Genomic DNA, 22,628 nt, shown 5'->3' with positions numbered 1-22,628 from the left:
CTCACGCGTCGACCTGCTGTCCGGACCCACCGTCGAGCACCACTTCGACCCCGCTGCGCACCGGTGCCGGCTCCCCCGCCGCGGAAGGGACGACCACCGGATCGGCGACTGCCGCCAGCTCCTGTTCGAGGTACTCGCAGAGCAGGTGACTGGTCACGAGGTGCAACTCCTGCACGACCTGGGTGTCCGGCGACGCGACGGCCAGCACCTCGTCGCAGGCGTCGGCGAGGGGATTCGGGGCGACGCCGGTGAGAGCCCAGGTGGTCAGGCCCGCCGCGCGGGCGGCCTGCGCGGCGCGGACCAGATTGGGGCTGCTGCCACTGGTGCTCAGCAGCAGCAGGACGTCGCCGGGGCGGCCGTGCGCGCGCACCTGCCGGGCGTACACGTCGGTGTAGCCGTAGTCGTTCGCGATGGCGGTGAGCGCGCTCGTCTCGGCGTGCAGCGCGATCGCCGACAGCGGCTGCCGGTCGTGGTGGAGCTTGCCGACCAGCTCGGCCGTGAGGTGCTGGGCCTCGGCGGCGCTGCCGCCGTTGCCGGCCACCAACAGGCGACCCCCGGCGCCCAGCCGGTGGGCCAGGTCGGCGCCCCAGCGGGCCAACTGCGACTCACACCGCCGGTACGGCACCAGCGCCGCGGCGAGGTTCGTCAGGTGGGTGTCGAGCAGGCTGCCGGCCGGCATCAGGCCACCACCCGGGCCGGGCGGCGAACGGCGGCGACCTCGCTGTAGACCTCGACCAGCCGCTCGGCGGTGGCCGCCCACGAGTACCGCGCGCGGGCCCGCTCGCGGGCCGCCGTGGCGTACGCGAACCGCCTGATCCGGTCGTCGAGCAGGCCCTGGATCGCGCTGGCCAACGCCTGCGGGTCCCGGGCCGGCACCAGGTCACCCGTCGTCCCGTCGACCACGGTGTCCCGGATGCCGCCGACGGCGGTGCCGACCACCGGCACCCCACACGCCATCGCCTCCAGCGGGGTCAACCCGAACGGCTCGTACCAGGGTGCGGCGACAAGCAGGTCCGCCGAGCGGTACCAGCGGCCCATCTCCTCCCGGGGTACCGCGCCGACCAGGTGCACCCGGTCGGCCACCCCGCAGGTCTCCGCCAGGGCCCGCAGCCGCCGGGCGTACGGGTCGGTCTCCAGCAGCCCCTCGGGCGGGCCGCCGACCACCACGCACTCGGCGTCACCGACCAGGGCCATCGCGCGGATCACGGTCTGGAAGCCCTTGCGTTCGACGAGCCGACCCACGGTCAGGATCCGGGCCCGTCCCGGCGCACGGTCGGCGGCCGGCCCGAGCGGGGCGAACGTGGCGAGGTTGACTCCGGAGGGCACCACAGTCATCCGGGACCGGGGTACGCCCATCCGTACCAGCTCGCCCACCTCGTCGCGGCACTGCGCGACGATCCGGTCCACCGAGCGCCCCAACTCGCGCTCGTAGGAGACCCGTCGGGCCGGGCTGGTGTCCTGTACGCCCTGGTAGCGGCGCTTCACGGTGCCCAGCGCGTGGTACGTCTGCACCACCGGCACCCCGGTCTGCCGGCCGGCGGTCAGCGCCGCCAGGCCACTCATCCAGAAGTGCGCGTGGATCACCTCGGGCACCCAGTCCCCGCCCCGCCAGCGCTCGATCAGCCACGCGCTGAACTCGCGCATGTGCGGCAGCAGGGCGTCCTTGGCCACCGGCTCGGCCGGGCCGGCCGGCACGTGCACCACGTCGTACCCGTCCGGGCTGCGGACGGTCACCGGCAGGTCGAGCGCGTCCCGGCGGGTGTACACCCGCACCTCGTGCCCGGCGGCGGCGAGCGCGGCGGACAGCTCCGCGACGTGCGTGTTCTGGCCGCCGGCGTCCTCCCCTCCGAGGACGGCGAGCGGGCTGGCGTGCTCCGAGATCATCGCGATCCGCATACTTCCTCCTCCAGCAGCCGGTCCCAGTCAGCGAGGAAACGGTCGAGGCCGTACCTGTCCCGCGCGGCGGTCCGCGCCGCCGCGCCGGCCTGGCGCGCGGTCGCCGGTTCGGCGATGAACCGGCGGGCGGCATCGAGCAGGGTGTCGGTCCGGGTGGCGAGGGCGCCCGCCTCCGGCGGCACCGCCGTCACCGCCTCGGTGGTGGCGAGCGCGACGACAGGCATGCCGATCGCCATCGCCTCGATGAGGCTGAGCCCGAGCGAGGTCCACCGGCACAGGTGCAGGTACGCGCGCCGCCGGGCCAGTTCGGCGTGCATCCGGTCCTGGGGAACGTCGTCGTGGCTGACGAGCCGGTCGGCGGGCAGCCCGAGGTGGTCGGCCAGGCCGGCCACACCCATCCCGAACACGTCGAGCGGCGCGATCTCGGCGAACCGGGGCAGCAGGTCGGTGCCGGTGACCCGACCCCGCCGGACCGGCTCGTTGATCACCACGGCGAGCCGGTCGAGTTCGCCGGTGTAGGAGACGGCGGGGGCGACGATGCCGTGGTCCACCACCGTGGTGCGGGCGGTCCCGGTGTCCCAGAAGATCTGGTTGAACCCGGTGACGTGGGCGATGAGCAGGTCGTCGCGGTCGGCCATCGGGTGCCGGGTGTTCGGCACGTCGCCCTTCGGGGTGTTGTGCTCGACGTAGATGGCCGGGATGTCACGACCCGGGCGGCGGCGCAGCCACGCCTCGGCCCGCTCGATCTCCTCCGGCCGTTGCAGGATGACCAGGTCCACGTCGGCGCCCGGCAGATCCTCCGGGGTGACCTCGACCGCGCTGTCCGGCCACGGGTAGGTGCGGGCCCGGCCGAGGCCGTACGGGCCGCGGTCGGGTGTGGTGGGGATCAGGTAGCGGTGGCTGCCGTGCACGAACGACGTGGTCCAGGAACCGTGCACGTGCCAGAGCAGGATGTTCATCGCCGGCCACCACCGCTGACGGTGAGCGTCCGCAGCGCGTCGACCACCTCGTCCGGGTCGATGCCGCTCAGGCAGGGGTGCCCGGGGACCGGGCAGTGTGTCGCGCGGGTGTCCCGGCAGGGTGCGGCGGCGTCGCCGAGCCGGACGGTGGGCACCCGGTAGGGCCCCCACTGGCCGAACGGGACGGTCGGCGCGAAGAGACTCACCACGGGCACGCCGGCCGCGGCGGCCAGGTGCGCGGGGCCTGTGTTGCCGACCACGACCGCGCTGGCGTCCGCCATGATCCCGGCCAGCCCGGCCAGGTCGGTCCGGCCGCCCAGGTCGGTGCCGCCGGCCGCCGCCACCCGGGCCGTTACCTCCCGCTCGTCCGGGCCGCCGGTGACGAGCACCCGGTGCCCGGCCGCGGTCAGCGCCCCGGCGATCCGGGTCGCCACCTCCGGCGGGCAGGCCCGGCTGGACGCGGCCGAACCGGGGTGCAGCACCACGTACCCGGGGTCGCCGAGATCGGCCGGGCGCGGCGGCACGACGTCGCGGCGCAGCCGGAGCGCGGGTTCGTCGCCGTCGGGCAGCCGGTGGCCGGCGGCGGCGGCGAGGGAGAGGGCACGTTCGGGTTCGGGGACGCCCACCGGCACCCGGTGCCGGACGTCCAGCAGCGAACCCGGATAGTCGTCGCTGATCGCCGCGATCCGGCCGACCCCCGCCATCCGCAGCAGCAGCGCCAGCGGCAGCGCGGACTGGTGGAACGAGGTGAACACCACCGCCTGATCCGCACCGACCGCGCCCAGCCGCGCGGTCAGACTCCGTACCGTCTCCGGGTCGACCGGCCCCGGCGTGGGGTCGATCCACGGCAGCGGGTGCTCGATGATCTCGTCGACGCCGGGCAACAGGTCGGCGGCGGCCCGGCCACGCGGCCCACACAGCAGCACCACCCGCTGCGCCCCGGCCGCGACGGCGCGGATCGCCGGCCCGGTCACCAGCACGTCCCCCGCCGAATCCGACCGGACCACCAACGCCGTCCGCACCGGGTCGTCCGGCGGGGTCGCGGGTCGCACGGCCTGCTGGCGGCGCAGGATCTCGTCCACCGCCGCCGGCAGATCGGTGGCCAACCAGCCGGCGGCGGCGATCTCCTCCGGTCGTGTCACCGGGGTGGGCACCAGCACTCCCGCCGCCCCTGCGGCCAGCGCGGCGGCGACGTCCCGCCCGATGTCGCCCACCAGCACACACCGGGACGCGGTCGTGCCCAGCTCCCGGGCGGCGGCGTACACCAGGCCGGGCGCCGGCTTGCGGCAGTCACAGCCGTCGGCGTCGTCGTGCGGACAGACGAGCCACGCGTCGAACCGGCCCAGCAGCTCCTCGACGCGGGCGTGCACGGCCCGCATCTGCTCCTCGCTGAAATAGCCCCGGGCCAGGCCCGACTGGTTCGTCACGACCGCCAGGCGCAGCCCGGCCGCCCGCAACCGGTCCAGCGCCGCCCGCGCCCCCGGCACCGGTCGCACCTTCTCCGGGTCGCCGTTGTACGGCACGTCCTCGATCAGGGTGCCGTCGCGGTCCAGCAGCACCGCGTCGTACAGGACGGGTCGGGTGCTCTGGCCGGTGGTGCGCCCGGACCCGGCGGAACCGGCGCGGTCAGCAGCGGCGTAAACCGTGGCTGACCTGCGCTGATACGGATCCCCCTGGTCCTGTCGCACAGCCGGCGGGTTCCCTGCGCCCGAAGGAGTAAACGTCGTCGGTCCAGGGGTGGGCAAGCGCCGCCAGCGGTGCCCAGAGTCGGCCTTACCCGCCGTCCGGGAGAAGCTAACCCGCCGGTCGTTAGCCCGCGCCCGGCCGGGGGTATGGAAGCCCAGTGGCGATTGTGGAGAAAGTGATCGACGCGCCCCCGCAGCAGGTGTTCGACGTGCTCGCCGACGGGTGGACGTACAGCGACTGGGTGGTGGGCACGGCACACGTGCGTGCCGTGGACGACGCCTGGCCCCGGGTGGGCAGCCAACTGCACCACCGGGCCGGGCCGTGGCCGTTCTCCCTGCAGGACGCGTCGACGGTGCTGGTGTGCGAGCCGCCGCACCGGCTCGTGCTGAAGGCGGGCCTCTGGCCGGCCGGCGAGGCGATAGTGGTCTTCACGCTGCAACCCGTCGACGGGGGCGCCACCCGGGTCCGCCTCGGGGAGGACTTCGCCGCCGGTCCGCTGCGCTGGGTCCGCAACAAGGTCAACGACCTGGTGCTGCACCTGCGCAACCGGGAGACGCTGGACCGGCTCGCCGACATCGCCACCCGACAGAAAGGGCAGCAGTGACGTTGACGGTGGTGGTGACCGGAGCGAGCGCCGGCGTCGGTCGGGCCGTCGCCCACGCGTACGCGGCCCGAGGCGCCCGGCTCGCGCTGCTGGCCCGGGGCGAAGCGGGCCTGGCCGCCGCCGAACGGGAGTGCCGACAGCGCGGCGCCGCCGACGTACGCGCGTACCGGGTCGACGTGGCCGACGCGGGCGCGGTGCAGCAGGCCGCCGACGACGTGGTGCACCGCTGGGGCGGCATCGACGTGTGGATCAACAACGCCATGGTGTCGGTGTTCGCGCCGGCCTGGGAGATCCCGGCGCGGGAGTTCCGCCGGGTCACCGAGGTCACCTACCTGGGCACGGTGCACGGCACCCTGGCGGCGCTGCGGCACATGCGGGCGCACGCGCGGGGCACGATCGTGCAGGTGGGTTCCGCGTTGGCCTACCGGGGCATCCCGTTGCAGTCGGCGTACTGCGCGAGCAAGCACGCCATCCAGGGATTCAACGACTCGCTGCGCGCCGAGCTGCTGCACGACTGCCCGGGGGTGAAGCTGTCGATGGTGCAGTTGCCCGCGGTCAACACGCCACAGTTCTCCTGGGTTCGCACCCGGCTGCCCCGGCATCCGCAGCCGGTGCCGCCGATCTTCACACCGGAGCTGGCCGCGCGGGCGATCGTGTGGGCCGCCGACCGGGGCACCCGGGAGCTGAACGTGGGCGGTCCGACGTGGCAGGCCCGGTTGGCCGACATCCTGTTCCCCGGCCTGCTCGACCGGAAGCTGGCCCGCGACGGCTACGACAGCCAGCAGACCGGCGACGAGATCGATCCGCGCGCCTGGCGGGACAATCTCGACCACCCCGGCGACGCCGAGACGGACCGGGGCACGGCGGGCGTGTTCCGCGAACAGGCCCGCAACCGGTCGGCGGCGCTCTGGGTCGGCACCCACAAGCCGGCGTTGTCAGGTGCCGCGCTCGCCGTCGCGGCGCTCGCCCTGACTGCGGCGGCCCGTCGGCGACGCTGACGGCTCTGCCGGCGACAGCGAGTCACCGAGGTTGACCGGTCGGTCGGCGGCCGCGGGTCACCGCCCGCTCGGCGGCGGCGGGTCACCGACGTTGACCGGTCGGCGCCAGCGAGTCGCCGGCGTTGACCGGTCGGCGTGGCCACCTGGCACGTACCGTTCGCGACCAGCGGGATCGATGCGCGCGCCCGGCGTGGCAGCGGCGTCCGCAACGCCCGGAAGGGGTGCCTCTTCAACCCGAATGTGACAACTGGATACCCTTTCCGGGAGCCCCTGTCCGCAAACCGAGGATGTCCGCATGATCGAGCCTGTGCCGCTACCGTCGCCGTGGCGGGACGCACGCCTGACCGTCGTCGTGCCCACCTACAACGAGGCGGGCAACCTGCCCACGCTGGTGGAGCGCCTGCTCGCCCTGCCACTGCCCGGTCTGCGCATCCTCGTCGCCGACGACAACTCCCCCGACGGCACCGGCGACGTGGCCGACAAACTGGCCATCGAGCATCCGGACCGGATCGAGGTCGTGCACCGGGCCGGCAAGGAGGGCCTCGGCCGGGCGTACGTCGACGGGATGACTCGGGCGCTCGATGGCGGCGCCGAGTACGTGGCGCAGATGGACGCGGACCTGTCGCACCCGCCGGAGGCGCTGCCGGGGATGCTGGGCGCGCTGCTGTCCACCCAGGCGAGCGTGGTGATCGGTTCCCGCTACGTGCCCGGTGGGGAGCTGGACGAGAACTGGCCGCTGTACCGCCGGGCCCTCAGCGGCTGGGCGAACCTCTACGTGCACACCCTGTTGCGGGTGCGCATCCGGGACCTGACCGCCGGTTTCAAGATCTGGCGGGCGGACGCGTTGCGCGACATCGGTCTGCACCGGGTGCAGTCCAACGGCTACAGCTTCCAGGTGGAGATGCACTACCTGGCCACCAAGTTGGGCCACACCATCCTGGAGGTGCCGATCCGCTTCGAGGAGCGGCGCGACGGCATTTCCAAGATGACCACCGCGACAAAGGTGGAGAGCGCTCTGATGCCGTTCCGCCTCCGCAGCAAACACCGCAACATAAGCCGCTAACCCACCCCCGGCCCATCCCCAACCCCCGGCCCCACCCCCACCCACCCCACCCAGCCCCGCCGGTTGATCATGAGGTTATAGCGGCGACACGCCGATGCGAGTGGCTATAACCTCATGATCAACGGGCGGCGGCGGGGGGTGGGCGGTGCGCGGGAGGGGTGCGGGGGGTGGGTGGGTGGTCGGCGGGGTGCGGGTTTGGGTTAGGTGGGGTAGATGGCTTGGTGGGCTTTGGTGATGGCTGCGGCGTAGGCGCGGCCGGTGAGGGCGCGGTCGCGGGCCAACGCCGCGCGGGCCGCGTTCGCACCCGGTGCGCCGTGGACACCGCCGCCGGGGTGCGCCGACGCGCTGGCCAGGAAGAGCCGGTCCACCGGGGTGTCCGCTCGGCCCAGGCCGGGGATCGGACGCAGGAACAGCTGCTGGTACGCGGCAGCGGTGCCGCCGCCCAGCGCGCCTCCGACCAGGCTCGGGTTGTCCCGCTCCAGCTCGGCGGGCCCGGCGACGTGTCGGCCGACGACGAGCTGCCGGAAACCGGGGGCCGCCGCCTCCAGCACGTCCTCCATCCGCTGCACGTGCCCAGCGATGTCCTCGGCCCGCCAGTCCCGGCGGAACGGCAGGTGGGTGTACGCCCAAAGCGACTCGGTGCCCGGCGGGGAGTGGCTGGGCTCGGCCACCGACATCTGCCCGACCAGCAGGAACGGGTCGCGGGGCAGCTCACCTCGGGCCAGCTCGCCCGCGTAGTGGGTCAACCCGTCGAGGTCCGCGCCCAGGTGCACGGTGCCGGCGCCGGCCAACTCCCGGTTGGTCCAGGGCACCGGCGCGGAGAGGGCCCAGTCCACCTTCAGCGTCGACCCGTCCCACCGGAAGTGCGCCAGGTCCTCGACCAGCCGCGACGGCAGGGCTGCCGCGCCGACCAGGTCGAGGAACAACGCCGGCGCGGGCACGTCGGCGAGCACGGCCCGACGGGCCCGCCACAACGTGCCGCCCTCGGTACGCACCCCCATCGCCCGGCCCCGGGCGGTGAGCACCCGGTCGACGCGGGCGCCGTAGAGGATCGTCCCCCCGCGCTCCTGTAGCCGGGCCACGAGCGCGTTGGTGATCTGCTGCGCGCCGCCCTCGGGCACCGGCCAGCCGATCTGTTGGCCGAGCATGGCCAGCAGCCAGCCGTACACCCCGGAGCCGGCCTCCTCCGGGGACAGGTCGGTGTGCAGGGCGCAGCCGGCCAGCAGGGCCGGCCCGCCGTCGCCGTCGAAGAGTTCGTCGCCGAGCTTGCGGACCGGCAGGACCAGGCGTCGTGCCAGTCGCAACGCACCGGCGACGCGCAGCCGACGCAGCAGGCCCAGCCCTCCGCGTACGGGTGGGAACGGCGTAGTGATCGCCGTCAGCATGGGCTCGGCCACCTCCACCCAGTCGGTGTAGGCGTTGAGCCAGCGCTTGCCGTCGCCGGGGGCGAACTGCTCAAGCGAGGCGGCCGTGACGTCCGGGTCCCGGTTGATCACCGCGGCCCGACCGTCCGGCAGCAGGTGCGCCAGCACGTCCGGCGCGTGCCGCCAGGACAGGCCGTGCCGACCCAGGTCGAGGCCGCGCAGCACCGGCGAGGCGTACCCCAGGGGGTAGAAGGAGCTGTAGAGGTCGCTCAGGTAGCCGGGCGCGGTCACCTCGGCGGAGCGGATCGCGCCGCCGGGCACCGCCGTGGCCTCCAGGACCACCACCTCCCAGCCGGCGTCCGCCAGCAGGTTGGCCGCCACCAGGCCGTTGTGGCCGGCCCCGACGACGACGGCGTCCACGCTCTGCGCGGCGGTGGTTGTCATCCGATCCGCCTACCCGCCACACAACCGGGCGAAACGCGTTTGCCCTGCCGGGGCCGGGGCATGCAGCGCCGCATGTACACGGTTGCGCAGTTGGTGGGTGGGGTGTGGGGGGCTGGCGGCGACGACGGTGAGCTGGTGGTGCGCGACCCGGCGGACGACTCGCCGGTGAGCACGGTGCCGGTGGCCACCGCCGACGAGGTCGGCAAGGCGACGCAGGCGGCCCGCAACGCGGCCGCGCAGTGGGCGGCGACCGCGCCGGCCGAGCGGGCCGCGGCGCTGCACCGGGCCGCGGACGCGGTGGCGGAGGTCGTCGAGGAGCTGTCCGCGGCGGTCACCGCCGAGATGGGCAAGCCGTTGGCGGACGCCCGCGGGGGCGTCGAGGCGGGCATCGGCACCCTGCGACAGTACGCGGAACTGGCTCCGCTGCGCGGCGGGCGGACGCTCAACGGCGTACCGGACGCGCTGGACTTCATGACCCCGCAGCCCCGCGGTGTGGTGGCCGTGCTCACGCCCTGGAACGACCCGGTGGCGGTCTCCTGCGGGCTGCTCGGCGCCGCCCTGGTGACCGGCAACGTGGTGCTCTACAAGCCCAGCGAACGGACGCCCGCGACGGGTTGGCTGCTGGCCCGGGCACTTGACCGGGCGTTGCCGGCCGGCGTGTTGTCGCTGCTCACCGGCGGTCCCGAGGTCGGTGCTGCGCTGGCCGCCCAGGAGGTCGACGTGGTGGCGCACGTGGGATCCACGGCGACCGGGCGGGCGATCGCCGCCGCGGCGGCTCGCACCGGCGCGAAGGTGCTGCTGGAGAACGGCGGCAGTGATCCGTTGATCGTGGACGCGGGCGTGGACCCGGAGTGGGCGGCGGAGCAGGCCGCGCTCGGCGCGTTCGCCAACGCCGGGCAGCTCTGCGTGGCGGTGGAGCGGATCTACGTGCACCGGGAGGTGGCCGAGGACTTCGTGGCCGCGCTGGTCCGTCGCGCCGGAGCACTGCGGGTCGGGCCGGGCCGGGACCCGGACACCGAGCTGGGCCCGCTCGTCGACAGGCGGCACCGGGATCACGTCCACGGGCAGGTCGTGGCAGCGGTGGCGGCCGGCGCCCGGGTGCGGACCGGCGGCGAGGCGCCGGACGGGCCGGGGGCGTTCTACCCGGCCACCGTGGTCACCGACTGCCGGCACGACATGCCGTTGGTACGGGAGGAGACGTTCGGGCCGGTCGCCCCGGTCGTGGTCGTCGACTCGTTCGACGAGGCGCTGCGCTGCGCCGCGGACTCCCCGTACGGGCTGGCCGCCACCGTGCTGACCACGTCGATGAGTCACGCGCAGCGCGCCTGGCGGGAGCTGCCGGTGGGCACCGTGAAGGTCAACGCGGTGTTCGGGGGCGCGCCGGGCGGGGCCGCGCACCCACGGCGGGGCAGTGGGCACGGCTTCGGTTACGGCCCGGAGCTGCTGGACGAGTTCACCGCCACGAAGGCGGTGCACATCGAGGCGCCGGGCGGCGGGCAGTGGTGAAGCCAGGCCGCGGGCACCAGTGAACGGTACGGGCGGACGCAGGGGTGGCGCGTCCGCCCGTACCGTGTCGGTGTTTTCCACCCGCGGTGGTGGTCAGTCGCCGCGGGCCTTGCGGGTGGCCCGGTCGTTGGCCTTCTCGATCGCCGTGACCAGTTCCGGTTTGGTCATGCTGGACCGACCGGGAACGTCGAGCCTGCGGGCCACCGACATGAGGTGGTCCTTGGTGGCGTTGGCGTCCACTCCACCGGCGGTGGGCGCCCGCCGTTCCGGCCCACCGCCGGCGGCCTGCTCGTCGCTCGGGCCCTTGTGGCCCTTCGGCTCCCAGTGGTCGCCCACCTTCTCGAACTGGTGCTTCACCGCGGCGAAGGCGGTGCGGTGCGACCGCTCCCCCTCGCCGTAGGTCTCCACGGCAGAGTCGTGCGTCTTCTCCCAGGTGCGCTGCGCCTTCTCCGGGGAGCGTCGCAGCGTGCTGGGCAGGTCCTCGCGCCCGGGCATCTCGTCCTCCTCCGTGCCGACAGGGTCACCGTGACCGTTCCCCGCTGACGCGGCGGCAAACCATACGCGCGGCGCGCACGACGCCGGCCACGTTTCTCGATTTCCCGATCCGGGTATCGGTGGCCAGGCCCGACCGGACGACCGGTCATCCGGCGGCCGGGGCGCAGGGAGCGGGCATGACGACCACGGAGCCCGGTACGACGCGCGACGGCGCACCCGGCACGCGCGACGGCGCGCCTGACACGCGTGTCCCCCGCCGGATGCGGCAGCTGAGCTGGCGGACCTGGCGTGGGGTGCTGGTCCGCAGCGTGCAGAACTTCGTCAACGACAACTGCTCCGACTGGGCCGCCGCGCTCACCTACTACGGGGTCCTGGCGCTCTTCCCGTCCGCCATCGTGGTGGTCGCCCTGGTCGGTCTGGTCTCCGACGGCGAGCGGACCCTGGACACGGTGGTCGACCTGGCCAAACAGGTGGGCGCCGGGTCGGTGGTGACCGGCGACGACGGCGGGGTTGTCGGAGTGCTCCGGTCCGTGGTGGTCCAGGAGCACAACGCCAAGGTGCTGCTGAGCTTCGGCCTGCTCGGTGCGTTGTGGTCCGCGTCGGGGTTCATCGGCGCGTTCACCCGGGCCTCCAACGCCATCTACGGGGTGACCGAGGGCCGGCCGGTCTGGAAGTTGCGGCCGATCCAGATCGGCCTGGCCGCGGTGACGCTCGTGCTGCTCGCGGTGGTCGCCCTCGCGCTCATCGTCAGCGGCCCGGTCACCGACGCGGTCGGCGATCTGATCAACGCCGGTGGCCTGGCCCGGACGGTGTGGAGCGTGGCGAAGTGGCCGGTCCTCGCCATGGTCATGATGGTGCTGTTGTCGCTGCTGTTCTGGATCGCACCGAACGTGCGCCAGCCCCGCTTCCGCTGGCTCACCCCCGGCGGCGCGGTGGCACTGGTCTCCTGGGCGGCGGTCTCCTTCGGCTTCGGCTTCTACGTGGCCACCTTCGCCTCGTACCGGACGACCTACGGCAGCCTGGGCGCGGCCATCGCGTTCCTGGTCTGGCTCTACCTGTCCAACTCGGCGCTGATGCTGGGGGTGCAGATCAACGCCGAGGTGCAGCGCGGGCGGCAGTTGCAGGCCGGCGACCCCGACCCGGAGGACCCGGTGCTGCCGCCCCGCAAGCGCGGCGACGACTGAGCCACCGGTCTCGCGCCGGTCGTCTCTCGCGCCGGTCGTCCGGTTCCGGGTCGGGCCATGGGCCCATTCGTGGCCCGGTGCCGGTTTACCGGGCAGGGTGCCGGGTAGCGCAGAAGGCATGGAGCGTGGCAACAGCAAGCACGGACCGAGGATCGACGAACAGATGAGTCAGGAGGTCAGCGGCCTCGTGCAGGGGCCGGGGACCGGTGGCTCTCGGGTCGACGAGTCGCGGGTGCCGGAGCCGGCTGGCGAGGACCAGCCGGAGACGACCACCGCGCCGGCGGGCGACCTGCGTACCGGCACCCCGCAGGGGATGAGTTCCACGGACGTCGAGCAGCGCAGCCGGCTGGGCCGGTTCATCTCGATGAGCGCGCTGCCGGGCGACCGCCTGGTGCTCATCGCCAGCGCCCGCGAGAACGCGGCGCCGGACGACATCGTGGCGGCGCTGGAGCGACTGCCCGAGGGCACCCTCTACCAGACGGTCTCCGAGGTGTGGGCGGCTCTCGGCAACAAGAACGAGACAACTCGCTGGTGACGGGTCGTCCCCCGACTCGATGACCACCAGCGGCCGAAGGAGGTTCTCTAGATGAGTGGCGTTACCGAACATGTGGACGTTTCCGTGCCCGTACGCACCGCGTACGACCAGTGGACGCAGTTCGAGCAGTTCCCCGAGTTCATGGAGGGCGTGTCGGAGGTCCGGCAGCTCTCCGACACGATGACCCACTGGACCGTGGACATCGCCGGGGTGAAGCGTGAGTTCGACGCCGAGATCACCGAACAGCTTCCCGACGAGCGGGTGGCCTGGCGCTCCACCGACGGCACCCAGCAGGCCGGCGTGGTGACCTTCCACCGGCTCGACGCCGACAAGACGCGGGTCACCCTCCAGCTCGAGTTCGAGCCGCACGGTGTGGTCGAGCAGGCCGGCGACAAGCTCGGCATCGTCGACAGGCGCGCCAAGGGCGACCTGGAGCGGTTCAAGACCTACATCGAGCGGCGCGGTCAGGAGACCGGCGCGTGGCGCGGCGCGGTGGACCGTCCGCAGCCCTGATCCCCGCCCGCACGACACCCGATGGCCGCCGGAGTCCCGGCGGCCATCGCCGTGTCGACGCCCCGGCCGGCGACGAGCCCGGTCGCGTGGCGCCGTTTGCGATCATCGCGCCCGGGTACCGCTCAAGACATGACCGACGACAGCATCAGGGTGTGGCGGGACGAGGAGCGGCTTCCGCTCGAGGAGTTGGAGAAGGCCGTGTCGGGCTCCAGCCTCGACGGGCAGGCCGACGACGTGACCGGCAACGACGCCGGCGAGGAAGCCGCGTTCGGGCACGGGCCGGCCGCCTCGGACCGCGACGGGCAGCCCCGGGGCAACAGTCGCGAGGCGACCGACCCGGAACGCCCCTACCGTCCCTCCACCACCGGCCGGACCGGGCCGGACGTCTGACCCTCCCTGCCGGCTGCGGCGGACACCGGCCGCCCGGTCGAGCGCCGGGCGCCCCACTCGTAGAGCGCGATCAACGCCAGCGCGAGCACCACCAGGGTCGAGCCCAGCACCTGCACCGACGTGTTGCTGATCAACACACCGAGCCCGGCCGGGACGAGCGCCGCGCCGATGCCGGAGGCGCCCACCTGCAACCCGATGGCCCGGTCCGCGTGGGCGGCGCCGACACGGTCGGCGGTGGTGAGGGTGAGCAGCGGGAACACCGGCGCGGCGGCGAACCCCACCACGACCAGGCCGAGCACCGCCAGCGCGGCCGGCCCGGGTACGGCGATCAGCACCGCGCCCACGGCCATTCCGACGAGGCTGACGCGTAGCACGAGCCGGGCGCCCAGCCGCTCGGCCACCACGCCCTGCACGACCCGGCCGACGAAGAGGCTCCCCCAGTACGCGGAGACGCAGACGCCGGCCACCGCCGCGCTCAGGCCGCGACCCTCGGTCAGCAGCAGGAACGCCCACAGGCCGGCGGACACCTCGATGGCGACGTACAGCGCGAAGGCGAGCGTCCCGGACCACACCGCCGGCAGCCGCAGGGTCGCCCCGATCGGAATCCGGACGGCCGAAGCGCTCGCGGCCCCTGCGGTTGCGGCCTCGGTGGCGTCCGGGCCCCGTTGCCAGGCCCGCACGGTGAGCGCGAACGCGGTGGCGAGGGCGAGTTGGGCGGCGGCCACGATGCCGTACCCCCAGCGCCAGGACAGTCCGGCGCTCAGCACCCCGGTCATGATCAGCGGACCGATCGCCACGCCCAGGCCGAAGAAGGCGTGCAACCAGTTCATGTGGCGCGGCCCGAAGGCCCCGGCGGCGTACGCGTTGAGCCCGGAGTCGACAGCGCCGGACCCGAGCCCGACCAGCAGCGCGCAGCCCACCAGCACGGCCAGCACCGGGCTCAGGGCATAGCCGGTCAGTGCCAGGCTGGCCAGCAGGGTGCTGCCGGCGAGCAGCGCGCCCACGCCGATGCGGGCCAGCGTGAAACCGGCCAGCACGCTCGAGGTCAGATAGCCGACGGTGCCCGCGGTGAGCACCAGACCGACCGCGTCGGTCGGCACGTCGAAGTCGCCCCGGATCGAGGGCCAGCCGACGCCGAGCAGGGAATCGGGCAGACCGAGGCTGACGAACGCGAGGTAGGCCAGCAGGAGCAGGGAGGCGCGGGGGCGTACGGGCGTGGTCGACACGGGGCACCATCCTGCCGCAGGGGCACCCTAGTGCCGTCGGCGCCCGTTTGCGCGCCGCGCAAAGAAGTCGTGTCCGGACGGTCGAGAAAACGGACAGCTCATCCAGAATCGGCCGATCGGGGGACGGCAAACGGGCGGACTCGCGTAAGAATTTCGGGATGCATCAAGGCTCCGGAATCCTCTCGACGCGTCAGCGCCGGCTCGCCTGGCTCGGCTTCCTGCTCGCCGCCCTACAGGCGCCCGTGTCCGCCCGACTGGTCGCCGACGACTCGTGGCTGTTCAGCCTCTGCGTCGCGCTGATGGTGGCGACCGTGATCATCGCCGATGACGCGGCACGCCGACGCCCGGCCGACGCGACAACCGACTAGGGTCCGCTGCCCGGCCGGGCCTCGTGGCCCGGTCGGCCGTGGCTGCGACGGCGTTCCTTCATCTCCGCCTCGTAAAGGTGGCGTCGTCCGCCCACCAACTCGTCCCGGGCCTGCCGGTCCAACTCCCGAAACAGCGCGTGGTAGCCGTCGTCGAAGTCCTCGACGATCTGGAACGTCCACCGCCCGGCGATGACGTTGCGGCCCAGCAACTCCGTGTCGATCCGGTCGGCGAGCTGCTGGTGACCGGCGTCGCGAAACTGCTCCACCGCGTCGCCGAGGATGAGATCGGCGTGCCCGATCAACTGGTGCAACGAGTACAGATGCCCCCGGGCCCGCTCCACGCACTCCAGCGCCTCGCTGAGCCTGCCGAGCGCGGCGACCGTCGCGTCGCTCACCCCGGGTGGTCGCCGGTGTCGCTCGTCCGGTCCGTCCGGCTGCTGTCCCATTGCCTGCCTCCGTGCCGTGAAACGCCTGTGCCTCTCCTGCTGCCCCGTCTGCGCCGGATCAACCCCCGCGGTCAGCACCGAACGGCACGTGGCGCGGCCGACATCCGCCGAGTGGCCGACGGCAACGCCGTCACCTGTCGGTTAGCCTCGGTCACCATGCGTGTGCCGTTCAACCGGGTCGCCACCCGTACCGCCGTCGACTCGGCGCGGTCCACCCTGGCCGCCCTCACCGTCTCCCTCGGCACCGTCGGGCTCGCGGCCGCCGCCGCGCGACCGGGGCTGCTGGCCCTCGTCGACCAGCACGCGGCCGCCGTGCGGGACAGCCTCGACGGTGACCGCCAGCCGCTGACCGCCGCGGCCCTCGCCGGCTACGTCGAGGGGGTACGCGCCGCCGCGCTGGAGCACGGGTGGGCGCCGCCGGACGGGCCGGTGGACTGGAGCCACCCCGAGTGGCTGCTCACCCGGCTGCTCGCGGTCTGCGCGCTGGCCCGCTCGCTCGACGGGGTCTGACGGACAGGGGGAGGGCACCCCGCGCCGTACGCGGAACACCCTCCCCACCGTGCCGTACCGCCTCGCTACGAGCGGTACTGCGGAGCCTCGTCCACCCGCGGCATCGCCTGGGTGCGATCACCCCCGCGGTCGGCCATCTGCCGCTCCACGTCGCTGCGTCCGGCCGCGTTGGCCTGACGCTGCTGCTGCACCGCCCGAGCCTCCCGGGCGGCCCGATCCAGCCAGCCGTCCCAGCGGTTCTGCATCGGCTTCACGAGACCACCACCGACACCGACGATCAGGATGCCGGCCACCGTGGCGAGCACCGCGATCAGCACCGGGGTCGTCACCGTGGTGGCGATACCCACCTGGTTCAGTGCGGCGATCACGCCGAGCGCGATGATGAAGATCGCCGTGAGGTCGGCCAGTACCTTGCCGTATGACAGCCCGCCCAGCGCCCCGGTGACCAGATCCCGGGCGGCGTTGGCGATCGCGGCCGCCACCACCACGATGACGATCGCGACGAACGCCCGCGGCAGCCAGGACACCACGCCGCTGATCAGGTCACTGATCGCGTTCGGCCCCCAGACTCCGAACGCGAACTGCAGCGTGAACAGCAGTACGGCGTAGTAGGCCAGTCTGGCCAGAATGTCGGAGGCGTCGTACTTCGTTCTCTCCAGGGCCCGTTTGATACCGCCACGTTCGACCGCCTGGTCGAAGTGCACCCGTTCCAGCACCGTATCCACGATCTTGAGGACGGCTCTGGCGATGAGCCAGCCGACCACCAGGATGACGATGAAGGCCACTGCCTTCGGGATGAAGAGCAGCACCGACCTCCAGGTGTCGGCGATGGCATCGCCGATGTCGGCCTGCCTGACCGCGAGGGTTTTCAGCATGATGTCCCTCCTGTCGCATGGACTGCGCCGGGCGCATACCCGGCTACCGGTCCAGCAGTCCGCACAACGCGCCGCGTTTTTCCCCGCCGGCCGATGATCAGGGGCCCTGAACTGCCCAAACGGGCAGCGCGACGCTGGCGGCGACGCCCCGCCGCCATGATCGGATGCCTTTTCCGACAAGCCGACTAGGCTGCGAACATGCCAGGAACGGTCGGGCGAGTCCCCACGCCAGCAACTCCGGTCCCGGATGCGTCCACCGGCACCGGTGCGGCCGCTGCCGTGCTCGCCCACGACTGGGCCGGCACCCCGCTGGGCCCACCCGAGAGCTGGGACGTGGCGGTCCGGGCCGTGGTCGAGCTGATCCTCGCCTCGCCGATGCCGATGGCCCTGGCGTACGGCGACGACCACGTCCTGCTCTACAACGCCGGCTACGCCGAACTGCTGGGCACCAAACACCCGAGCGCCCTCGGCCGCCCGGCCGCCGAGGTGTTCGCCGAGATCTGGGCGCTGCCGGGCGTCGGCCAGGTGTTCGAGCGCACCTACCGGCAGGGCGTGCCGTTCCTGGAGAAGGAGTCCACCCTGCCGCTGGTACGGGGGCACTCCGCGACCGTCGAGCAGGCGGTCTTCACCCGGGGCTACTCCCCGGTGCGGGACAGCACCGGCACGATCGTCGGCACGTTGACCGTCGCGGCCGAGACGACCCACGTCACCGAGCAGTTGCAGAGCCTCAGCGAGGTGGCCGCCGCGCTCGCGGGCACGCTCACCCTCGACGACGTGGCCCGGGTGGCGCTGCGGTACGCGATCACCACGTTCGACCCCGACCAGGCCTCGTTCGCGGTCGACGAGGGCGGCGGCGGTTGGCGCATGGTGCGCCGGGTGCGCGGCGAACTGCTGGACGAGGCCGACGAGCGGCTTCCTCCGCTCTGGCGGCGCGCTCCGGCGGGCTGGTCGGCCCCGGTGGTGGAGGCGGCCCGCTCCGCCGGCCCGTTCTTCGTCCGCGACGGGCAACCGCTGCGGGAGATCGCGGCGGACCGCCACGACCAGAAGATCCGCTCGATGGCGGCCCTGCCCCTGGGGACCTCGGTGGTGCGCGGCGGGCTGGCGGTCGGCTACCAGGTGCCGCACACCTGGTCACCCGCCGAGCGGGCGCTGCTGGCCGCCTCGGTCGAGCTGATCGGCCAGGCCGCGGAGCGGGCCCGCCGGTTCGAGACCCAGCACGGCACGGCCCAGTTGCTGCAACGCAGCATGCTGCCGGAGCACCTGCCGGACCTGCCCCGGTTGCGGGTGGCGGCCCGCTACGACCCGGGGGTGGACGGCAACGCCGCCGGCGGTGACTTCTACGACGCGTTCCTCCTGCCCGGTGGCGCGCTCGGCGTGGTGCTTGGCGACGTCGCTGGTCACGACGTGCAGGCCGCCGCGCGGATGGGACAGGTCCGGGCCGCGCTGCGCGCGCTGGCCCTGGCCGACCCGGCGCCGGACGCGGTGCTGGCCGGGTTGGACCGGTTGGTCACCAGCCTGGGCGCGGAGGCCAGCACCCACGAGCTCTTCGTCACCGTGGCGTTCGGGGTCATCGACGCGGAGCGGCGGGAGTTGACCGTGGCCAGCGCCGGTCACCCCGCACCGCTGATCCGCCGCAGCGACCCGGAGGGCCGCTGCCACGCGGAGTACGTCGACGTGCCGGCCGGTCCCCCGCTGGGTCTGGGCAGCCGGCCGGGCACCACCACCGTCGCGTTCCGTCCCGGTGACACCCTGTTGCTGTTCAGCGACGGGGTGGTGGAGCGTCGTCGGCAGAGCCTCACCGCCGGGCTGGCCACCCTCGGCGACGCCGTCGCCAAGGCCGGCAGTGGCGACCCCCGCGCCCTGTGCGCGGTGGCCACCGCGGCGGTGCCCGGCGGCACCGAGGACGACGTGGCCGTGCTGGCGGTCGAGCACGCGCTCAAGCCGAGCCGTTCGGCGAGCATGGAGGTGCCGGCGGAGCCGACCGCGCCCAGCCGGGTCCGACACTGGATGACCGGCCAGCTCACCGAGTGGCAGGTGGCCGAGTCGGTGATCGGGGCGGCGGTCCTCTGCACGAGCGAGCTGACCACGAACGCGTTGCTGCACGCCGGCACCGCCGCCCGGGTGGAGATCGACCTCAGCCCCGAGCGTCTCCTGGTCTCGGTCGCCGACTCCGGCACCCGGGGCACCGTGACCCGGACCCGCACTGACACGTTGAGCAGTCGTGGGCGTGGCCTCGGCCTGATCGAGGAGCTCAGCGACGCCTGGGGCACCGACCCGTCGGTCCGCGGCTCCACGGTCTGGTTCGAGATTCTGACGCCGCCGACCGCGCATCCCTGAGACGCCCGACGGGTAGGAGGACGTCCATGGCTACCGACCGGCCCAGTGGAGTCCTCTTCGACGTCGACGGGACCCTGGTGGACACCACCTACCTACACACGGTGAGTTGGTGGGAGGCGTTGCGCCAGACCGACCAGCCGGTGCCGATGGCCGTGGTGCACCGCTCGATCGGAATGGGTTCGGACAAGCTCCTCGACCACCTGCTCGGTCCCGAGCGGGACCGGGACGCCGACGAGAAGCTGCGCGACGCGCACGACACCCTGTACGCCGAGTACTGGGAACGCCTCACCCCGCTGCCCCGGGCCGCCGACCTGCTGCGCGCCTGCGCCGAGCGCGGCCTGCGGGTGGTGCTCGCCACCTCCGCCTCGGAACCCGAGGTGGCGGCGCTGCGCCGGGCGCTGGCCGCCGACGACGTGATCGACACGGTCACCTCCTCGGCGGACGCCGAGCAGAGCAAGCCGGCCCCGGACATTCTGGTGGTCGCGCTGGAGCGGTCCGGGTTGGCCGCCGAGCGGGTGGTCTTCGTCGGCGACTCGGTGTGGGATGTCATCGCGGCCGGCAAGCTGAGCATTCCGTGCGTCGGGCTGACCTGCGGCGGCACCAGTCGCGGCGAGCTCGCCGGCGCCGGCGCGGTGGCGGTGTACGACGACCCCGCCGCGCTGCTCGACGCACTGGCGGACTCGCCGCTGACCCGACCGAGGTGAGGCTCACTCCGGTTCACCCACTCGTACGCGCATAGCCGGCCCCCTCGTGGGGCAAGGTCTGTCACCACCTGCCCGCGCCCCGCGGGTGCGGTCGAAGGGTGGTGCCGTGGAGCCGGTAGACGTGGCGTTCGCGCTTGTGGGCCTGGGCGCCCTGCTCGCGGGCATCCTCCCCCGGGTGCTGGAGCAGCGTCCGCTGTCCATGCCGATCGCCTTCCTCGCCCTCGGCATGCTGGTGTTCCTGCTGCCGGTCGGGCTGCCGACACCCGACCCGCTGGCCCACCCGGAGCTGACCACCCACCTCACCGAGATCGGTGTGATCGTCGCGCTGATGGGCGCCGGGCTCAAGATCGACAGGCCGTTGAGCTGGCAGCGGTGGTCGTCCACCTGGCGGCTGCTGGCGATCGCCATGCCCCTGTGCATCGCCGCGGTGGCCCTGCTCGGCTGGTGGTGGGCGGGCCTGGTGCCGGCCGCCGCCCTGTTGTTGGGCGCCGCGCTGGCCCCGACCGATCCGGTGCTCGCCGCCGACGTGCAGGTCGGCGAGCCGACGGACGTGGAGGACTCCGAGGACGAGGTCCGCTTCGCGTTGACCTCGGAGGCCGGCCTCAACGACGGGCTGGCGTTCCCGTTCGTCTACGCCGCCATCGCCATCGCCTCGACAAGTCTCGCCCCGCGCGACTGGATGGCCGAGTGGTTCGCCGTGGACGTGCTCTGGAAGGTGGGCATCGGGGTCGGCGGTGGGCTGCTGATCGGCTGGTTGCTCGGCAAGCTGTTCTTCCGCGCGCCAAGTGAGCTGCGACTGGCCCGGCACGCCGAGGGCTTCCTGGCCCTGGCCGCCACGTTCCTGGCGTACGGGCTGGTGGAGGTGGTCGGCGGGTACGGCTTCCTGGCGGTGTTCGTCGCCGCGCGCGCCATCCGGGCCGCCGAGCGGACCCACGAGTTCCACTCGGTGTTGCACGACTTCGCCGAGCAGGTGGAACGGCTGCTCACCCTGGTGCTGTTGCTGCTGCTCGGCGGCGCGATCGTGGGTGGTCTGCTGACGCCGCTGACCTGGCCGGCGGCGGCCGTCGGGTTGGCGTTGGTGTTCCTGGTCCGGCCGGTGGTCGGCTGGTTGTCGCTGCGCGGCGCGCCGGGGCGAACGGCCGAGCACTGGGTGATCTCGTTGTTCGGCATCCGCGGGGTCGGCTCGTTCTACTACCTCGCGTACGCCACCACGAAGGCGGACTTCCCGCAGGCCGAGCTGCTCTGGGCGACCGTCGGGCTGGTGGTGCTCGTCTCCGTCGTGGTGCACGGCATCACGGCGACCCCGGTCATGCAGCTACTCGACTCCGAGGGCGAGCGGACCTCCGACCCGGCCGAGCGGGACGCCGACGCCCGGCCGGTAGCCGCGGCCGGGCACCCCTGAGCGCGTGCCGCAGCCCAGCCGGCAACGCCCGAGCAGGCGGCCGGCCACGCCCGAGCAGCGAGCAGGCCACCCCTGAGCAGGCAGCTCAGGCCAGGCGGGCGACCAGCGCACGGCCCAGGTCCCGGCCGGAGCGCCAGGCGCTCTGCACCCGGGGCTTGCCGAACGCGTCGCCGGCCAGGCCGATCCCGTCGGCGTCGAGGTGGTGGGTGACGCCGCCGGCGTCGCTCGTCGGCTTCGCGTACGTCCAGCGGTGCACGTGCACGTCTACGGCCTGCTCGTGCAGCCCGAGCAGATCCCGGACGGCCTGCTCGACCGCCGGGCCGGCCCCGGTGGGTTGGGCCAGGTGCCCGGCCGCGAACTCCGGCACGGTGTGCGCGACAAGCACCGGCGCGCCGTCACCGCGCCGGTCGCCGTCGTCGCAAACGAGGTTGAGGACCGGGTGCTCGTTGACGAACGCGCCCCGGAAGTCGGGCCAGCGCCGGGTCGGGAAGCGCAGCACCACGGCCAGCGACGGCGACCAGCGTTGCGCCTGCACGACCCGGGTGGCGTCGGCCAGGGCCGGGTCGAGCAGCAGGGCGGCCTGCGGGCCGGGCATGGCCAGGGCGACCGCCGCGCACGACTCCCCGTCCACGACCGGGCCCGGCTCCACGGTGAGCACCAGCCGGTCGACGGTCACCGGCACCTCACCGGCCAGGTGCTCGACCACCGAGCGCAGTCCACGGGGGGCGGCGAAGCGCATCGGCCCGGGCACCTCGTGGCTCCCGCTCCGGTCGTACGCCTGGAAGGTGTCGGTCCATTCCCGGACCAGGCCGGCGGCGCGCCACGTGTCGACGACGGCGACGAAGTCCGGGTCGGTGGCGGTGAAGTACGCGGCGCCGATGTCCGCGGGCCGACCCTCGAACCGTTTGCTGGCCATCCGGCCACCGCGGACGTGCCCCCGCTCGCGGACCTGCACCGGCACCCCGGCCCGGGTCAACTCCACCGCACAGGCCACCCCGGCGATGCCCGCCCCGACCACCACCACCGTCGACCGGTCCACCTTCATCCGATGATCGTAGGTGGCGGCGAGCGGGCAGGAATGAACAGTGGAGATCAGGGGTACTGGCACACCTGTTCGAAGAGA

General features: G+C 73.5%; 23 protein-coding genes. 13 read left to right on the top strand and 10 right to left on the bottom strand.

The annotated features are described in order from the left end of the window. Nucleotide 1 precedes the first annotated feature (1 nt). The 4 genes from ACGFH8_RS16170 to ACGFH8_RS16155 are packed head-to-tail and all read right to left on the bottom strand — an operon-like array spanning nt 2 to nt 4,543. The gene (locus tag ACGFH8_RS16170) at nt 2-682 is read right to left on the bottom strand and encodes an SIS domain-containing protein (protein ID WP_393367977.1); all 681 of its coding nucleotides are present in this window, start codon (nt 680-682) and stop codon (nt 2-4) included. Beyond that, complete coding sequence (locus ACGFH8_RS16165) at nt 679-1,896, bottom strand: glycosyltransferase (RefSeq protein WP_393367641.1); 1,218 nt, start codon at nt 1,894-1,896, stop codon at nt 679-681. The genes ACGFH8_RS16170 and ACGFH8_RS16165 overlap by 4 nt, the downstream gene beginning before the upstream one ends. After that, nucleotides 1,881-2,855 carry a glycosyltransferase gene (locus tag ACGFH8_RS16160; protein WP_393367640.1) on the bottom strand — a complete coding sequence of 325 codons (975 nt, stop codon included), beginning with the start codon at nt 2,853-2,855 and terminating at the stop codon, nt 1,881-1,883. Before ACGFH8_RS16160 ends, ACGFH8_RS16165 begins: the two co-directional genes overlap by 16 nt. Next, nucleotides 2,852-4,543 carry an HAD-IIIA family hydrolase gene (locus ACGFH8_RS16155; protein WP_393367638.1) on the bottom strand — a complete coding sequence of 564 codons (1,692 nt, stop codon included), beginning with the start codon at nt 4,541-4,543 and terminating at the stop codon, nt 2,852-2,854. Before ACGFH8_RS16155 ends, ACGFH8_RS16160 begins: the two co-directional genes overlap by 4 nt. A gap of 155 nt (nt 4,544-4,698) precedes the next feature. Here ACGFH8_RS16155 and ACGFH8_RS16150 point away from each other — a divergent pair, with 155 nt between their 5' ends. From ACGFH8_RS16150 to ACGFH8_RS16140, 3 genes are all read left to right on the top strand, one after another. After that, the gene (locus ACGFH8_RS16150) at nt 4,699-5,145 is read left to right on the top strand and encodes an SRPBCC family protein (protein WP_393367636.1); all 447 of its coding nucleotides are present in this window, start codon (nt 4,699-4,701) and stop codon (nt 5,143-5,145) included. Next, on the top strand, nt 5,142-6,143 hold the full coding sequence (locus tag ACGFH8_RS16145) for an SDR family oxidoreductase (RefSeq protein ID WP_393367635.1): 1,002 nt from the start codon (nt 5,142-5,144) through the stop codon (nt 6,141-6,143). The genes ACGFH8_RS16150 and ACGFH8_RS16145 overlap by 4 nt, the downstream gene beginning before the upstream one ends. A gap of 295 nt (nt 6,144-6,438) precedes the next feature. Further along, the gene (locus ACGFH8_RS16140) at nt 6,439-7,206 is read left to right on the top strand and encodes a polyprenol monophosphomannose synthase (RefSeq protein ID WP_393367633.1); all 768 of its coding nucleotides are present in this window, start codon (nt 6,439-6,441) and stop codon (nt 7,204-7,206) included. Nucleotides 7,207-7,406: 200 nt separating this feature from the next. Here ACGFH8_RS16140 and ACGFH8_RS16135 read toward each other — a convergent pair whose 3' ends face one another. After that, the gene (locus tag ACGFH8_RS16135) at nt 7,407-9,014 is read right to left on the bottom strand and encodes a phytoene desaturase family protein (RefSeq protein ID WP_393367631.1); all 1,608 of its coding nucleotides are present in this window, start codon (nt 9,012-9,014) and stop codon (nt 7,407-7,409) included. Between the two features lie 72 nt (nt 9,015-9,086). Here ACGFH8_RS16135 and ACGFH8_RS16130 point away from each other — a divergent pair, with 72 nt between their 5' ends. Continuing rightward, entirely contained in the window at nt 9,087-10,520 is a 1,434-nt protein-coding gene (locus ACGFH8_RS16130) for an aldehyde dehydrogenase family protein (RefSeq protein ID WP_393367629.1), read from the top strand. A gap of 93 nt (nt 10,521-10,613) precedes the next feature. Here ACGFH8_RS16130 and ACGFH8_RS16125 read toward each other — a convergent pair whose 3' ends face one another. Then, nucleotides 10,614-11,015: a ChaB family protein gene (locus ACGFH8_RS16125; RefSeq protein ID WP_393367627.1), complete on the bottom strand. Its 402-nt coding sequence runs from the start codon at nt 11,013-11,015 to the stop codon at nt 10,614-10,616. Between the two features lie 176 nt (nt 11,016-11,191). Between ACGFH8_RS16125 and ACGFH8_RS16120 the strand changes: the two genes are divergently transcribed. The 4 genes from ACGFH8_RS16120 to ACGFH8_RS16105 all read left to right on the top strand — a co-directional run bounded on the left by ACGFH8_RS16120 (nt 11,192) and on the right by ACGFH8_RS16105 (nt 13,637). Further along, entirely contained in the window at nt 11,192-12,199 is a 1,008-nt protein-coding gene (locus ACGFH8_RS16120) for a YihY/virulence factor BrkB family protein (protein WP_393367626.1), read from the top strand. A 118-nt stretch (nt 12,200-12,317) separates the two neighbouring features. Beyond that, nucleotides 12,318-12,734 carry a DUF2795 domain-containing protein gene (locus tag ACGFH8_RS16115; RefSeq protein WP_393367624.1) on the top strand — a complete coding sequence of 139 codons (417 nt, stop codon included), beginning with the start codon at nt 12,318-12,320 and terminating at the stop codon, nt 12,732-12,734. A gap of 51 nt (nt 12,735-12,785) precedes the next feature. Then, a complete protein-coding gene (locus ACGFH8_RS16110) occupies nt 12,786-13,247 on the top strand; it encodes an SRPBCC family protein (RefSeq protein WP_357411772.1) in 462 nt (153 codons plus the stop codon). Nucleotides 13,248-13,376: 129 nt separating this feature from the next. Beyond that, nucleotides 13,377-13,637 carry a hypothetical protein gene (locus ACGFH8_RS16105; protein WP_393367622.1) on the top strand — a complete coding sequence of 87 codons (261 nt, stop codon included), beginning with the start codon at nt 13,377-13,379 and terminating at the stop codon, nt 13,635-13,637. Here the strand turns inward: ACGFH8_RS16105 and ACGFH8_RS16100 are convergent. Then, nucleotides 13,595-14,863, bottom strand: coding sequence for an MFS transporter (locus ACGFH8_RS16100; protein ID WP_393367621.1), 1,269 nt, complete (start codon nt 14,861-14,863; stop codon nt 13,595-13,597). The two genes, ACGFH8_RS16105 and ACGFH8_RS16100, sit on opposite strands and share 43 nt — an antisense overlap. A gap of 158 nt (nt 14,864-15,021) precedes the next feature. On the opposite strand from ACGFH8_RS16100, the gene ACGFH8_RS16095 reads away from it, so the two are divergent. After that, nucleotides 15,022-15,231, top strand: a complete 210-nt coding sequence (locus ACGFH8_RS16095) for a hypothetical protein (RefSeq protein ID WP_393367619.1) — start codon at nt 15,022-15,024, stop codon at nt 15,229-15,231. On the opposite strand, the gene ACGFH8_RS16090 is transcribed toward ACGFH8_RS16095, so the two are convergent. Then, nucleotides 15,228-15,677: a hypothetical protein gene (locus ACGFH8_RS16090; RefSeq protein ID WP_393367617.1), complete on the bottom strand. Its 450-nt coding sequence runs from the start codon at nt 15,675-15,677 to the stop codon at nt 15,228-15,230. The two genes, ACGFH8_RS16095 and ACGFH8_RS16090, sit on opposite strands and share 4 nt — an antisense overlap. Nucleotides 15,678-15,833: 156 nt before the next feature. Here ACGFH8_RS16090 and ACGFH8_RS16085 point away from each other — a divergent pair, with 156 nt between their 5' ends. Next, nucleotides 15,834-16,187, top strand: coding sequence for a DUF6401 family natural product biosynthesis protein (locus ACGFH8_RS16085; protein ID WP_393367615.1), 354 nt, complete (start codon nt 15,834-15,836; stop codon nt 16,185-16,187). A gap of 65 nt (nt 16,188-16,252) precedes the next feature. Here the strand turns inward: ACGFH8_RS16085 and ACGFH8_RS16080 are convergent, their stop codons facing one another. Then, nucleotides 16,253-17,062: a hypothetical protein gene (locus ACGFH8_RS16080; RefSeq protein ID WP_393367975.1), complete on the bottom strand. Its 810-nt coding sequence runs from the start codon at nt 17,060-17,062 to the stop codon at nt 16,253-16,255. Between the two features lie 198 nt (nt 17,063-17,260). Here ACGFH8_RS16080 and ACGFH8_RS16075 point away from each other — a divergent pair, with 198 nt between their 5' ends. The 3 genes from ACGFH8_RS16075 to ACGFH8_RS16065 all read left to right on the top strand — a co-directional run bounded on the left by ACGFH8_RS16075 (nt 17,261) and on the right by ACGFH8_RS16065 (nt 21,505). Then, nucleotides 17,261-19,399 (top strand): SpoIIE family protein phosphatase, encoded by a 2,139-nt coding sequence (locus ACGFH8_RS16075; protein ID WP_393367613.1) that lies wholly within the window; start codon nt 17,261-17,263, stop codon nt 19,397-19,399. A 26-nt stretch (nt 19,400-19,425) separates the two neighbouring features. Continuing rightward, entirely contained in the window at nt 19,426-20,103 is a 678-nt protein-coding gene (locus tag ACGFH8_RS16070; protein WP_393367611.1) for an HAD family hydrolase, read from the top strand. A 106-nt stretch (nt 20,104-20,209) separates the two neighbouring features. Then, entirely contained in the window at nt 20,210-21,505 is a 1,296-nt protein-coding gene (locus ACGFH8_RS16065; RefSeq protein ID WP_393367609.1) for a cation:proton antiporter, read from the top strand. Between the two features lie 85 nt (nt 21,506-21,590). Here the strand turns inward: ACGFH8_RS16065 and ACGFH8_RS16060 are convergent, their stop codons facing one another. Then, nucleotides 21,591-22,529, bottom strand: coding sequence for an NAD(P)/FAD-dependent oxidoreductase (locus tag ACGFH8_RS16060; RefSeq protein WP_393367973.1), 939 nt, complete (start codon nt 22,527-22,529; stop codon nt 21,591-21,593). Nucleotides 22,530-22,628 lie beyond the last annotated feature (99 nt).

This window comes from Micromonospora sp. NPDC049175, assembly GCF_043197345.1.
Classification (GTDB): Bacteria; Actinomycetota; Actinomycetes; order Mycobacteriales; family Micromonosporaceae; genus Micromonospora.
This window is presented reverse-complemented; position numbering and strand designations above follow the sequence as displayed.